This is a genomic window from Pseudomonas asiatica (assembly GCF_040214835.1).
In the GTDB taxonomy this organism is placed as follows: Bacteria; Pseudomonadota; Gammaproteobacteria; order Pseudomonadales; family Pseudomonadaceae; genus Aquipseudomonas; species Aquipseudomonas putida_Z.
The window spans coordinates 2,817,964-2,831,964 of sequence record NZ_CP157874.1 but is presented as its reverse complement, the minus strand read 5'-3'; the positions used below and the strand labels follow the sequence as shown (position 1 = coordinate 2,831,964).

At 64.4% G+C, this 14,001-nt stretch carries 13 protein-coding genes; 9 read left to right on the top strand and 4 right to left on the bottom strand.

Annotated features, from left to right (window positions below; translation table 11 throughout):
• Positions 1–32 precede the first annotated feature (32 nt).
• The 3 genes from ABNP31_RS12710 to ABNP31_RS12700 all read left to right on the top strand — a co-directional run bounded on the left by ABNP31_RS12710 (position 33) and on the right by ABNP31_RS12700 (position 3,228).
• Positions 33–1,328, top strand: a complete 1,296-nt coding sequence (locus ABNP31_RS12710; protein WP_085664882.1) for an NAD(P)/FAD-dependent oxidoreductase — start codon at positions 33–35, stop codon at positions 1,326–1,328.
• A 20-nt stretch (positions 1,329–1,348) separates the two neighbouring features.
• Positions 1,349–1,819 carry an Lrp/AsnC family transcriptional regulator gene (locus tag ABNP31_RS12705; RefSeq protein WP_046614108.1) on the top strand — a complete coding sequence of 157 codons (471 nt, stop codon included), beginning with the start codon at positions 1,349–1,351 and terminating at the stop codon, positions 1,817–1,819.
• A gap of 224 nt (positions 1,820–2,043) precedes the next feature.
• Entirely contained in the window at positions 2,044–3,228 is a 1,185-nt protein-coding gene (locus ABNP31_RS12700) for an MFS transporter (RefSeq protein ID WP_085664883.1), read from the top strand.
• A 149-nt stretch (positions 3,229–3,377) separates the two neighbouring features.
• Here the strand turns inward: ABNP31_RS12700 and ABNP31_RS12695 are convergent, their stop codons facing one another.
• Positions 3,378–4,592, bottom strand: coding sequence for a diaminopropionate ammonia-lyase (locus ABNP31_RS12695; RefSeq protein ID WP_085664884.1), 1,215 nt, complete (start codon positions 4,590–4,592; stop codon positions 3,378–3,380).
• A gap of 79 nt (positions 4,593–4,671) precedes the next feature.
• Positions 4,672–5,922, bottom strand: coding sequence for a Zn-dependent hydrolase (locus tag ABNP31_RS12690; protein WP_350013374.1), 1,251 nt, complete (start codon positions 5,920–5,922; stop codon positions 4,672–4,674).
• A 166-nt stretch (positions 5,923–6,088) separates the two neighbouring features.
• On the opposite strand from ABNP31_RS12690, the gene ABNP31_RS12685 reads away from it, so the two are divergent.
• Positions 6,089–6,556, top strand: coding sequence for an Lrp/AsnC family transcriptional regulator (locus tag ABNP31_RS12685; protein WP_025339219.1), 468 nt, complete (start codon positions 6,089–6,091; stop codon positions 6,554–6,556).
• 193 nt (positions 6,557–6,749) lie between these two features.
• Here ABNP31_RS12685 and ABNP31_RS12680 read toward each other — a convergent pair whose 3' ends face one another.
• Complete coding sequence (locus tag ABNP31_RS12680; RefSeq protein WP_238066283.1) at positions 6,750–8,012, bottom strand: HAMP domain-containing sensor histidine kinase; 1,263 nt, start codon at positions 8,010–8,012, stop codon at positions 6,750–6,752.
• Positions 8,009–8,701 (bottom strand): response regulator transcription factor, encoded by a 693-nt coding sequence (locus ABNP31_RS12675; RefSeq protein ID WP_075045281.1) that lies wholly within the window; start codon positions 8,699–8,701, stop codon positions 8,009–8,011. The genes ABNP31_RS12680 and ABNP31_RS12675 overlap by 4 nt, the downstream gene beginning before the upstream one ends.
• Before the next feature lie 196 nt (positions 8,702–8,897).
• Between ABNP31_RS12675 and bamA the strand changes: the two genes are divergently transcribed.
• From bamA to ABNP31_RS12650, 5 genes are all read left to right on the top strand, one after another.
• Positions 8,898–11,261 (top strand): outer membrane protein assembly factor BamA, encoded by a 2,364-nt coding sequence (bamA, locus tag ABNP31_RS12670; protein WP_350013373.1) that lies wholly within the window; start codon positions 8,898–8,900, stop codon positions 11,259–11,261.
• A gap of 121 nt (positions 11,262–11,382) precedes the next feature.
• On the top strand, positions 11,383–11,766 hold the full coding sequence (locus ABNP31_RS12665; protein ID WP_025339227.1) for a hypothetical protein: 384 nt from the start codon (positions 11,383–11,385) through the stop codon (positions 11,764–11,766).
• A 14-nt stretch (positions 11,767–11,780) separates the two neighbouring features.
• Positions 11,781–12,746, top strand: coding sequence for an endonuclease (locus ABNP31_RS12660; RefSeq protein ID WP_085616401.1), 966 nt, complete (start codon positions 11,781–11,783; stop codon positions 12,744–12,746).
• A 146-nt stretch (positions 12,747–12,892) separates the two neighbouring features.
• A complete protein-coding gene (locus tag ABNP31_RS12655; protein ID WP_075045285.1) occupies positions 12,893–13,201 on the top strand; it encodes a hypothetical protein in 309 nt (102 codons plus the stop codon).
• A 48-nt stretch (positions 13,202–13,249) separates the two neighbouring features.
• Positions 13,250–13,801, top strand: a complete 552-nt coding sequence (locus tag ABNP31_RS12650; RefSeq protein WP_025339230.1) for a YbhB/YbcL family Raf kinase inhibitor-like protein — start codon at positions 13,250–13,252, stop codon at positions 13,799–13,801.
• Positions 13,802–14,001: the final 200 nt, after the last annotated feature.

Genomic DNA, 14,001 nt, shown 5'->3' with positions numbered 1-14,001 from the left:
ATGCAACGCTCAGTAAAAGGATGACCCAGCCGATGTCCAGCTACAGCAACAACTACTACACCGGAACCATGCGCCCGGCCTCGCAGCGCCCGGCTTTGGCCGGCGAAACCCGGGCCGATGTATGCGTCATCGGCGGCGGCCTGGCGGGCCTGAGCGTAGCCTTGGAACTGCTGTCGCGCGGGCGCTCGGTGGTATTGCTGGAAGCCGCGCGAGTGGCCTGGGGGGCCTCAGGGCGCAATGGCGGCTTCGTGCTGCAGGGCTGGTCCGAAGGGCTGTCGGCCATCGAGCGGCGCTGCGGCAAGCCGACAGCAGCGGCATTGTTCCGGCTGTCACTGGAGGGCGTCGATATCGTCCGCGACACCATCGCCCGCCACCAGCTGCCAGGCTGTGCCGCGACCACCGGCAAACTCAGCGTGGTGCGCTACGACGACGCCGACAACCTGCAGCGCACCCGCGACCGCATGGCCCGTGACTTCGGTTTCGAGATGGAATACCTGGATACCCCGACGCTACGCAGCCACCTGAACACCGACTGCTACTACCAGGGGCTGCGCGACAGCCATGGTTTTCATTTCCACCCGCTGAACTACTGCCTGGGCCTGGCCGAGCTGGTCGAGCTTGCCGGCGGCTGTATCCACGAGCAATCGCCCATGCTGCGGGTAGCACGCGTGGCCGGGCGCCACCGCGTAACCACTGCCCACGGCGCGGTCACCTGTGCCGATGTGGTGTACTGCTGCGGCGGTTACGGCGGCGCCGAGTTCGGCCGGCTGCGCCGAGCTTTCCTGCCGATCGCCACCTACGTGGTACTCACCGAACACCTGGGTGAACGCCTGAATGACGTGGTACGTACCACGGATGCCGTCGGCGACAACCGCCGCGCCTCGGATTACTACCGCATCGTCGAAGGTGACCGCCTGCTGTGGGGTGGCCATATCACCACCCGCAATCTGCAGGACGAACAACGCCTCGGGCAGTTGCTGACCCGTGACATCCTCAGCGTTTATCCGCAGCTGCAGGGTTTGAAAGTCGCCAAGGCCTGGTCCGGGCTGATGGGCTACGCCCGCCACAAGATGCCGCACATCGGCCCTCTGGGCCCGGGGTTGTGGGCCTGTACTTCATTTGGGGGCCATGGTATGAACACCGCACCCGTGGGCGCCAGGGTAGTCGCCGAGGCAGTGTGCGGCGAAACCGACCGTTATCGCCTGTTCGATGCCTATGGCCTGGAATGGAACGGCGGACCGTTTGGGCCTGCTGCGGCACAAGCGGTGTATGCCGGGCTGAAACTGATGGACCGGTTCCAGGAAGCGCGCTCGCAGTACAACAACTAGAACGACAACCAGGAATCGCCATGGACGCCCTCCCCCCCGGCGCGCTGTTCAAACTTACCGAAAAGGACCGCCAACTGCTGGCGCTGCTGCAGGCCAACGCCCGCGAGCCCACAGCCTCGCTGGCACGCAAGCTGGGTGTGTCGCGCTCGGCGGTGCAGGAGCGCATCAACCGCCTGGAAAATGCCGGCGTGATCACCGGCTACAGCGTGCGCATCGACCAGGACAAGCTGCAGCAGGTGATCAACTGCTTCACCATGACCTCCTGCAGCAACAAGAGCTACACCGACGTGATGACCACCTTGCGCAAGATGGAGTCGGTGCAGGCGGTGTACGCGGTATCGGGCGAAATGGATTTCATCATCCACCTGACCACCCACACCTTGGGCGAACTGAATGCCGAACTGACCCGTATAAACATGATCAAGGGTGTGACCCATACGGCGTCGCACATTGTCATGGAGACCAAGTTCAGCAAGAAGCTGACGTTGTAATCCCCCTCCCAGGCTTGTGCAGAGCCTTGTGGGAGCGGGCGTGCCCGCGAACACCGGCGCAGCCGGTGCCATCCTCCGCGCTGGATTCTTCGCGGGCATGCCCGCTCCCACAGGTGCTGTTCATGCCGCAGGTCCAGGAAGCCGGCCAGCTTCCTCGACGTCACCGTCACGGATTGACTATGATCCCGCCTTGAACGTTTCAGCATGTTTCAACAAGGATCCAGATGTCAGTTCAGGAATTACCCCCTCTCCCCAGCAAAACTACCGTCGCGAAGATGGAAGCCGCCATGGCGCTGGGCAGCTTTGCCATTGGCACCGGCGAGTTCGCCATCATGGGCCTGATGCCCGATATCGCCAGCAACCTGCAATTGAGCGAGCCCCAGGTGGGCCATGCCATCAGCGCCTATGCGCTGGGGGTGATGGTCGGCGCCCCGACACTGGCGATCATCGGTGCCCGGCTGTTGCGCAAGCACATGCTGCTGTTGTTGATGGCGCTGTATGCCCTTGGCAACCTGGCTACCGCCTTCGCCCCCTCGTTCGGTGGCCTTGTCGCCTTCCGCTTCATCAGCGGCCTGCCCCATGGCGCCTACTTCGGCATCGCGGCGGTGGTGGCGTCGAGCATGGTAGCCAAGGACCAGCGGGCGGGGGCCGTGGCCCGGGTGATGATGGGGCTGACCCTGGCCATGTTGCTCGGCAACCCGATCGCCACCTTGCTGGGCCAGTACTTCGGCTGGCGCTCGGCGTTCGTGCTGGTTGGCGCGATCGCCCTGTGCACCATCGCCCTGGTCTGGCGCTTCGTGCCCCAGCGCCACGATGAAGTGCGCAGCGACCCGCGCAAGGAACTGCAAGCCTTCACCCTGCCGCAGGTGTGGATGGCGCTGGGCATCGCCTCGATCGGCTTTGCCGGCATGTTCTGTGTGTTCAGCTACCTGGCGCCGACCATGTTGCAGGTGACCCAGGTGTCGCCGCAGTGGATTCCGTTCGGCCTGGCGGCGTTCGGCGTCGGTGGCATTGTCGGCAACATCGCCGGAGGCAAGCTGTTCGACCGCCTGCAGTTCCGCGCCGTCGGGCTGGTGCTGGTGTGGTCGATTGCCGTGCTGCTGTTCTTCAGCTTTGCCGCCCAGGCGCTGTGGAGCCTGCTGCTGGGCATTGGCCTGGTCGGCACCATGATTGCCCTGGCGGCACCGTTGCAGATCCGCCTGATGGACATTGCCCATGAAGCGCCAAGCCTGGCGGCGGCCTCCAACCATGCGGCGTTCAACCTGGCCAATGCGCTGGGGCCGTGGCTGGGCGGCATGGCGATTACCGCAGGCATGGGCTGGACCAGCACCGGGTACATCGGCGCGGCTACGGCGCTGGTCGGGCTGGGGATCTACCTGGTGGCACGGCGGATGAAGGGTGGGCACTAGGACCGAATGCGGTTCTGTACTTTGGGGCTGCTGCGCAGCCCTATCGCGACACAAGGCCGCTCCCACAGGTTCTGCATTGCCCTCTAGGACGAGGCCATCTTTGTGGGAGCGGCCTTGCGTCGCGATAGGGCCGCAATGCGGCCCCCGAATCAAACTTCAACGCGCCAGGCTTGCTGGCGGGCCAGTACCGAGCTGGCCGACTCGCCCAGCAGGTCGGCATATACGCCGGGGGCGGTGGCGCCTTCGGTACTGATGAAGAGGATGCGGGCGTTGCCGTCGATACCCAGGTCGGCAGATGCGCCAGCATCCGTTACCAGGTGGGCAAGCCCGGCCAGGCCGGCGACGCCGGACTCACCGGCAACCAGCGGAATGTCGCGAGCGCTGCCAGCCGCCAGACGGCGCATGGCGGCGACAGCTTGGTCATCGCTGATGGTCATGAAGTAATCGACGCTCGGCTCCAGGAAGCGCCAGGCCAGCGGCGATGTCTCGCCGCACGCCAGGCCTGCCATTACCGAGTCCACCGAGCCGGTCGCCCTGGCCGGCTTGCCGAGCAAGGCGCTCTGGTACAGGCAGTCCGCCTGCTCCGGTTCGACCATGACCAACAGCGGGCGCTGTGCGCCGTAGTGCTCCCACAGGTAGCTGACGATGCCGGCCGCCAGGCCGCCCACCCCGCCCTGCAGGAACACGTGGGTGAACGGCGGTTGCCCGGCAGTGGCTTCGATGATTTCCGCAGCAATGGTGCCGTAGCCCTGCATCACGTCACGCGGGATCACTTCGTAGCCTTCATAGGAGGTATCGGAAACCACGGTCCAGCCATTGCTGGTCGCCAGCTCCGCAGCATGCTCGACCGACTCGTCGTAATTGCCTGCAATGCGCACGATCTGTGCGCCATAGGCCGCGATCGCCTGTTCGCGCTCGATGCTGACGTTGGCATGCAGCACGATCACGCAGCGGCAGCCGATACTTTGCGCGGCGGCCGCCAGGCCCTTGCCATGGTTGCCATCGGTGGCGCTGACCACGGTGAACTGCGCCAGCAGGTCGGCGTACTGGCCTTCCAGCAAGCCACGCGGGTCGAACTGCTGCGCGGGGAAGGTACGCCGGATCAGCCGGACCAAGGCAATCGGCGCGCCCAGGGCCTTGAAGCTGCCCAGTTCCGAGCGCACCGATTCATCCTTCACCGACACCTGGGCAACACCCAGCTCGGCAGCCAGGTCAGGCAGGGTGTACAGCGGCGTAGCGCCAGCGTTCAAGCGCGCCCAGCCGGCCAGCCACTGGCGGCTTTCTTCAGCCCTGGCAATGCTCATCACCTCTTGCAACGCTTGCGGGTAAGGCCGGCGACCAGCCTTGGGGTTGGAAACAAACATGCGGTACTCCTTTCTGCAGGCAACAGGAAGCCCATGCCGCTGAAACCAGGCTTCAGCGGGCGGGGCATTACAGTGGGGATCAGGGGTGGGTCAGGCGACGGCTGACCACATCCAGCAGTACCTGGGCGCCCTGGATCAGTTGCTCGTCGTCGGTATGCTCACGCGGGTTGTGGCTGATGCCGCCCTGGCTGGGCACGAAGATCATCGCGGCGGGGGCAATGCGGGCGATCATTTGCGCGTCGTGGCCAGCACCGGAGGTCATGCGCCGGTGGCTGAAGCCGAAACGCTGCGCCGAGGCTTCTATGGCATCCGCCAGGCCTGCGTCGAAGATCACCGGTTCGAAACGCACCAGGCGCTCGGTGGTAATGGTCACCCCTTCACGCTCGGCAAGCGCCTCCAGGTATTGACTCAGGCGGCTTTCGGCGTAAGCCAGGCAAGTTTCGTCGGGGTCGCGCAGGTCGACGGTGAAGGTGGCCTTGCGCGGGATGACGTTGATCACGTTCGGCTCGAACTGCATGCAGCCCACCGTGGCCAGGGTCGTGCCGGAATCCACGGCCATGGCGCGCAACTCGGCAACGATGGCACCGGCGACGAAGCCTGCGTCATGACGCAGGTGGGTCGGCGTGGTGCCGGCATGGTTGGCGTGCCCTTTCACCTCTACTTGCTGCCAGGAAATGCCCTGCAGGTTCTCGACCACGCCAATCAGGGTGTTCTCGGCTTCGAGGATCGGCCCCTGCTCGATATGCAGTTCGAGGTATTCATGCGGCACGATGGCGCCAGGCTCCAGCGTGCCGGCATAGCCGATGCGCGCCAGTTCATCGCCAAGCCGCGTACCGTCTGTGCCAAGGGTGTCCAGCGCCTGCTGCAAGGGCAGGCCGCCGGCATATACCAGTGAGCCCATCATGTCGGGCTGGTAGCGCACACCCTCTTCATTGGTGAATGCGCCGACCGTGATCGAACGCTCAGGCAAGCGCCCGGCATCACGGTAGGCCCGAATCACCGCCAACCCGGCCAGCACGCCATAGCAGCCATCCAGGGCTCCGGCGTTGGTAACGGTATCGATGTGCGAACCCATCATCAGTGGGCGTTGCTCACCGCTGTCGGCGGCAGCGCGCAAAGTACCGAAAATGTTGCCGATGCGGTCGACCTGCACGTCGAGGTCAAGTTCGCGCATCCAACCGACCAGCAGGTCGCGCCCGGCCTTTTCGGCATCGCTCAGGGCAATCCGGGTGCGCCCGCCGTGGGTGGCGTCAGCGCCTACCTGGCCGAGTGCACGGATCTGCTGCAGCAGCAAAGCGCCGTTCAGTTGCAGTGGGGTACTCGCATTCATCAACCGTTTCTCCCTGGGTGCAAAGCCTTGGCTCTACACCGCCGTTTTTGCTCATGGGAGAATTCTATTCGCTCACCATGTACGAAAAGCTTGATTTTTTGCCTTCGCGCGCACTTTTATTACGCATTCCCGGCGTTTACCGCTGTTTACCTACAGAGGCCCCTTCATGCCCCTCGATCACTTCGATCTGGCCCTGCTCGATGCCGTGCAGCGCGACGCTGGTACTTCACAGCTGGACCTCGGTGCGCAGGTCAACCTGTCCTCGGCAGCGGTCAATCGGCGGTTGAAGAAGCTGGCGGCCGACGGCGTGATCCGTGGCACGGTGGCACAGGTGAACCCGGAGCAGCTTGGGTACACGCTGACGGTGATCACCGAGGTTGAAGTGGAGAACGAGCGGCTGGACCTGCTGGACGAGATGAAACGCACCTTCCTCGCCTGCCCGCAGGTGCAGCAGTGCTACTACGTGGCCGGAGAGTGCGATTTCGTGCTGATCATGCTGGTGCGGCACATGGAGCAGTACACCCAGCTGACGCGCGAACTGTTCTTCGAGAACAACAACGTCAAGCGCTTCAAGACGCTGGTGTCGATGAGCAATGTGAAGACGGGCATGTTCGTGCCGACCCTCACGCCTTGAAGCCTTTATTGCGATTGCGATCCCACAGGTACAGCGACAACCTCGAGAACAGCGATGTACCTGTGGGAGCGGCTTTAGCCGCGAAGAATCCAACGCGGTGCATGGCACCGGCTGCGCCGGTGTTCGCGGCTAAAGCCGCTCCCACAGGGGCCCTGCTAATTCAATAAGTGCAGTTCCCTTGGAGCGGCCTTGCTCACGCAGGGTTTGCCTGCGGCAGCTCGATGCGCACCCGCAACCCGCCACTCGCGGCGGCCAATGCGGTGATGCTGCCGCCGTGCAAGGCAACGGCCCGCTGGGCAATCGCCAGGCCCAGCCCAAAGCCGTCACCGTTACTGTCGGTGCCGCGGTCGAATGGCTCGAAGATGCGCTGCAGGCGCGCCGGCTCGACACCCGGGCCATGGTCGCTGACGCTGACCTGCAACCATTGCCCGCCCGGCGCCAGCGCGGCCTCGACCAACACCTCGGTACCTGCTGCGGTGTAGCGCACGGCATTACGAATGATGTTCTCGAACGCCCGGTACAGCAGTTCTTCATGCCCATGAGTGATAAACGTGCCCTGGGCCTGCAAGCAAACCTGACACTGCTTCATGCCGGCCTCGAAGCGGGCGTCTTCGACGATCTGCGCCAGCAGTTCGACCACATCGAGGGTGGCGAAGTCGTCGCCCTGCCGGGACTGGGCGCGAGCAAGGGTCAGCAGTTGCTCGATCAGGTCGTCCATGCGCCGCGACTCGCGCTCCACCCGTTCAAGCATGTCGAGCCGGTCCGGTTGCTGGCGCATCAGGCCGATGGCGGCATGCATGCGGGTCAGAGGCGAGCGCAGTTCGTGGGAAATATCGTGCAGCAGGTTCTGCTGCGCCTGCACCAACGCCTTGAGCTGACCGGCCATGCGATCGCAGTCTTCGGCCAGTTCGACGATTTCGTCACGGCGTTTGCCCAGCCTGGGTTTGACCCGCACCTCGAAACGACCCTGGGCGACCTGGCCCATTGCTTCGCGCAGCCAGGCCAGCGGGCGGGTCAGGTACAGGCTGCACAGGAAGGCGAACAGCGCACTCATCAGCGTGCCGGTAAACAGCGGGCCCATGCCGCGCGGGCGTGGTGGCTCGCCAATGGTCGTGGCCACCGAAGCGCGCAGCACCAGCGGGCGGCCGTCGCGATCGCTCTGCGCCTGCTCGAACCGGGCCACTGGCACCGCCCTGCCGGCCAGCAACCGGCCCTGGCTATCGTAAAGGCCCACCTGCACATCCGGCGGCTGCGGCGAGACCTCGAGCAACTGTCGGCCAGCCTGCTCGCCGTAACGTTGCAACAGCTGCAGTTCGGTGGCCAGCAGCGAGCGCAGCGCCGGGGTATCACCACGCAGGTCATTGAGCATGAAGGCGCCCGCGCCCACCAGGAAGGTCAGGGTGTTGGCCAGCCAGAAGGCCAGGAACAGCTTCCAGAACAGGCGCTGGCGCATCATTCGACGATCAGCATGTAGCCCATGCCGCGCACGCTCTGGATCCAGCTGCTGCCATCGGCGCGCGGCCCGAGCTTTTGCCGGATGCTGCTGATGTGTACGTCGATGCGCCGGTCGTAACGGGTCAGCGGCCGGCCCAGGGCATTGAGCGACAGGTCCTGCTTGCTGACCAGCTGGCCGGCCTGGCGGGCCAACGCTTCGAGCAGGCTGAACTCGGAGCCGGTCAGCTCGAGGATGGCAGCGCCCCAGTGCGCCTCGCGTCGACCGGGCCACATCTTCAGGGCACCGCTGCGCACCTGTTCGGGCACCATGCCTTCGCCCATCAGTTGCGGCTGAACACGGCGCAGGATCGCCCGCAGGCGCGCCACCAGTTCGCCGGGGGAGCTGGGCTTGGGCACATAGTCATCGGCACCCAGCTCCAGGCCGGCGATGCGGTCGATGTTGTCGCCACGGGCAGTCAGCAACAGCACCGGTACCTGGCTGCGCGCGCGCACGCGCCGCAGCACTTCGATGCCCGAAATGCCCGGCAGCATCACGTCCAGCACCACCACCTGATAGTTGCCGGTCAATGCCTGGGCTTCGCCCTCCTCGCCAGTGCCGACGGCGGTGGCCTGGAACCCTTCGCGGGCCAGGTACAAGGAGAGCATTTCGGTGAGTTCGCGGTCATCGTCGACCAGCAGCACAGGGATCATCAGGGCCAGGAATCGTGATTTCAGGGGTTGCAATGATCGCCCCGGCGGCCGGCACTGTCACCGCCGGCCGGTCGGACTTTACACATCTTTACCCTCGGCTAACCGCGCCGAACATAGCCCGCCCGTATCCTCATCGCCCGCTGCATGCGGGTTGCCCGCGCTTGCTCCCTCCGAATCCGCTTGTCTGGAACCCTCGATGAACTACCCGCGCCTGTTGCTCTCCGTCCTGCTGCTGAACGCCACGCTGGCCCAGGCCTCCCCCTTCAGGATCGCCGACATCCGCGTCAACGGCCTGCAGCGGGTTTCCGCCGGCAGTGTCTTCGGTGCCTTGCCGCTGAACGTCGGCGACCAGGCCGATGACCGCCGACTGGTGGAGTCGACCCGTTCCCTGTTCAAGACCGGCTTCTTCCAGGACATCCAGCTGAACCGCGATGGCAATGTCCTGATCATCAACGTGGTCGAGCGCCCGTCGGTGTCGAGCATCGAGATCGAAGGCAACAAGGCCATCAGCACCGAAGACCTGATGAAGGGCCTGAAGCAATCCGGCCTGGCCGAAGGCGAGATCTTCCAGCGTGCCACCCTCGAAGGTGTGCGTAACGAACTGCAGCGCCAGTACGTGGCCCAGGGCCGCTACTCGGCCGAGGTCGACGCCGAGGTGGTGCCGCAGCCGCGCAACCGTGTGGCACTGAAGATCAAGATCAACGAAGGCACCGTCGCCGCCATCCAGCACATCAACATCGTTGGCAACAACGTGTTCGACGACGAGACCCTGGCGCAGCTGTTCGAGCTGAAGACCACCAACTGGCTGTCGTTCTTCAAGAACGACGACAAGTACGCCCGCGAAAAGCTCTCCGGTGACCTGGAGCGCCTGCGTTCCTACTACCTGGACCGCGGCTACATCAACATGGACATCGCCTCCACCCAGGTGTCCATCACGCCGGACAAGAAACACGTCTACATCACCGTCAACATCAACGAAGGCGAGAAGTACACCGTTCGCGACGTCAAGCTGTCCGGTGACCTGAAGGTGCCGGAAGACCAGATCAAGTCGCTGCTGCTGGTGCAGCCTGGCCAGGTGTTCTCGCGCAAGGTGATGACCAGCACTTCCGAGCTGATCACCCGCCGCCTGGGTAACGAAGGCTACACCTTCGCCAACGTCAACGGCGTGCCGCAGCCGAACGATGAAGACCACACCGTCGACATCATGTTCGTGGTCGACCCGGGCAAGCGTGCCTACGTCAACCGCATCAACTACCGCGGCAACACCAAGACCGAAGACGAAGTGCTGCGTCGCGAAATGCGCCAGATGGAAGGCGGCTGGGCCTCGACCTACCTGATCGACCAGTCCAAGACCCGTCTGGAGCGTCTGGGCTTCTTCAAGGAAGTGAACGTCGAGACCCCGCCGGTGCCGGGCACCGACGACCAGGTCGACGTCAACTACAGCGTCGAGGAGCAGGCTTCCGGCTCGATCACCGCCAGCGTCGGTTTCGCCCAGAGCGCCGGCCTGATCCTCGGTGGTTCGATCAGCCAGAGCAACTTCCTCGGTACCGGTAACAAGGTGTCCATCGGCCTGACCCGCAGTGAGTACCAGACCAAGTACAACTTCGGCTTCACCGACCCCTACTTCACCGCCGATGGCGTCAGCCTGGGCTACAACCTGTTCTACAACAGCACCGACTACAGCGATTACTACGACGACGGCGTTTCCTATTACGCGATCGACAGCTACGGTGCCGGGGTCAGCTTTGGCTACCCGATCAACGAAACCTCGCGCCTGACCTATGGCCTGACCCTGCAGCACGACAATATCTCGCCCGGCACCTACAGCGCCGACGAGATCTACGACTTCATCGCCCGCGAAGGCAAGAGTTTCAACAACCTCAAGGCCTCGATCGGCTGGTCGGAATCGACCTTGAACAAAGGCGTGCTGGCTACCCGCGGCCACTCGCAGAGCCTTACGCTGATGGCCACCACCCCTGGCAGCGACCTGTCGTTCTACAAGCTGGACTACAGCGGCCAGACCTACCTGCCGCTAACCAGCAACACTTCGCTGCGCCTGCATACCAGCCTGGGCTACGGCGACGGCTATGGCTCCACCGACGGGCTGCCGTTCTATGAAAGCTACACCGCAGGTGGGCTGGGTTCGGTGCGCGGGTTCAAGGACGGCAGCCTCGGCCCGCGCAATACCCCGGCCACCGGCACCTACGCCAGCGCAGGACAAGCCTATTACTCCGACCGTGACACCGACGTGCTGGGCGGCAACATCCTGATTGCCGGCGGCGCCGAATACATCTTCCCGTTGCCGTTCGTGAAGGACCAGAGCCAGCTGCGCAGCTCGGTGTTCGTCGATGCCGGCAACGTGTACGCCGACACCTGCTACCTGTCGACCACCCAGGGCTGCGGCAGCGTGGACCTGGCACAGATGGCCGTGTCGCTGGGGGTTGGCGTGACCTGGTACAGCCCAATGGGGCCGTTGAGTTTCAGCCTGGCGGCACCGCTGAAGAAGCCGGATGGGGCAGAAACCCAGATCTTCCAGTTCTCGCTGGGGCAGACCTTCTGATGCCTGATGCCGTAACGCGCTGGCGTTGAGCATTACCCGCTTTTACCCCTGCTTAACCCAAGTTGACAGTGACCTTGCTTAAGCTGGCCAGGACTCGTACCCCGCCCAGCAGGACATGCCCATGCCACCCTTCACACCATGCTTCCCCACTTCACTGCGCCCCGACGAAGTCCCGGTCGCGCTACTCGACCTGGTCCAGCAGCGCCTGGCCGGGCTGCTCGGCCCGCGCTTCACCGTGGTGCTGGGCGGCAGTGGCAACGGTGCCGGGGTCAGCCACTACCACCTGGCAATCCAGCACAACCAGAGCGGTGTTTCCCTGGAGGACACCGGCGCCGTCGGCACCGGCTTCATCGAGCGCCTGCTGCGCATGGCAACCCAACTCAAGGCCATGCTCGACTCGGCCACGTTCAGCAGCATGGGCAGCGACGACCCGCGCCGCCCACTGGTGTGGATCAGCGAGCTGGCCAGCCCCAAGGAAATGATTACAATGCACGCCCCAACCTGAAATATGTTTTCCCCATGAAATCACTGCTTTACGCCGTATCCTTACTGTTTTCCTTTACCCTGCCCGCCCTTGCCAGCCCACCGGCGACCTTCACCGAGGCAAAGGTGGTGGCCAAGCAGAAGGTGTACATGGACCAGGCCAGCAGTGCCATGGGCGACCTGTACTGCGGTTGCAAATGGGCCTGGGTGGGCAAGTCTGGCGGGCGTATCGATGCCGCCTCTTGCGGCTATCAGACACGCAAGCAGCAGAACCGCGCCGAACGCACCGAATGGGAGCACATCGTGCCGGCCTACACCTTCGGCAACCAGCGCCAGTGCTGGAAGAACGGTGGCCGCGAGCATTGCGTGGATGACGACCCGGTGTTCCGCGCCATGGAGGCCGACCTGTTCAACCTGTACCCGGCAGTGGGCGAGGTCAACGGCGACCGCAGCAATTTCAACTACGGCATGGTTGCTGGCAATGCAGGGCAATACGGGCAGTGCTCCACCAAGGTCGACTTCGTACAGCGTGCTGCCGAACCGCGTGACGAAGTGAAAGGCCTGGTCGCCCGCACCACCTTCTACATGTACGACCGTTACAAGCTGAGCATGTCGCGCCAACAGCAGCAGTTGCTGATGGCCTGGGACAAACAGCACCCGGTGTCGGCCTGGGAGAAAGAGCGTGACCGGCGCATTGCCGCGATCATGGGGCATGCCAACCCCTTCGTGACCGGGGAACGCAAATGGACCGCCAACTACAAGCCGGTCGGCAGTGGCGTGGTACAAGCGGTGCCGGCGAAGGCTGCCAAGCCAGAGGCCAAGCCGAGCCTGGCCAGTGCCGGGTCGGTGGGGGCGGTGCTTGGCAACCGCAACAGCCACGTCTATCACCTTTCCGTCGGCTGCCCGGGCTATACCCAGGTTACCGCGAAGAACCAGGTCACCTTCGCCACAGAGGGTGAGGCGCAGGCAGCGGGTTATCGCAAGGCGGGCAACTGCCGCTGATCGCCTTCCTCGGGGCCTGCGCGGCCCCCTTGCAATCGAGCGGGCTGCACGGCAGCCCGCAACAATGACCATCCGTCGCCCAGACGGCACCCCACTCCCCGCCCCCAGCCCAACGAATGACAGATCATCCGCAAAGGAGACGTTCCATGATCCGCATTCGCCCACTCTCACTGTGCCTTGCCCTTGCCCTTGCCAGCGTCACTGGCACCAGCTTCGCCGCCACCGACACAGACACCGACAGCCGCCCGCAAACCGACCAGTACGGTGGCAAGACCGCCGGTGAAGACAGCAGCGTCAACAGCCCAGGCAGCAGCAAAGCCAACGACAGCAGCGACACCGGCAGCAACAGCGATGCCGCCGACGGCGCCGCTGGTGGCTCCAACAGCACCGGCGAAGCCACCGGCTCCGGCGCCGGGCACTCGGGTGGCACCGCCGAGGACCAGGACAGCCATTGAGGCCGGCCTGGGCTACACTGCGCCGGAACGCCCTGCCAAGGATTCACCATGAACCTCAAACCCTGGCTGCTCGCCGCCCTGCTGCCGTGCAGCGCCCTGGCCGTCGCTGGCGGCCAGGGCGCACTGTCGATCAGCTCTTCGTCGTTCACCGATGGCGGCGTGATCGCCTTGCAACAGGTTGGCCCGGACCCGGCCTGTGGTGCCGGCGAAGAGCGCACCCCGCAACTGAGCTGGGACAACCTCCCCGCAGGCACCCAGTCGCTGGCCCTGATCATGTTCGACCCGGACGGCGGCAAGGGCATTGGCGTGGTCCACTGGATCGCCTACAACATCGACCCGGCCCAGGATGGGTTGAAGGAAGGCGTCGCCGGGCTGACCGGGCAAGGCGTGACCGTGGGGCGCAACTCGCGGGGCACGCTCAGCTACCGCGGCCCCTGCCCACCCGCCGGCGACAACCCGCACCACTACGCACTGACGCTGATCGCCACCGACCTGCCATTGGGCACCCTGCCCGAAGGCCTGGACCGCAGCGGCCTGCTGCAACTGCTGCAAGGCCACGCGCTAGGGGCGCAGAGCCTGGTCGGGCGCTATGGCCATTGAACCGTGCGGTACAAAAACAATTGATCACCCCCATAGCATTTATCCATTGAATGGCCCGGCCGAACTGAAGTAAGCTCGGGCTCATTCACTGGAGAGCAACATGCCGAAACACACCCGCAACCACGCCAACCACACCGGTCGCAGCCTGCGCCCTGTGCTGGCCGTTGCCAGTTGCGTGGCACCTGCCAGCTATTACTTTG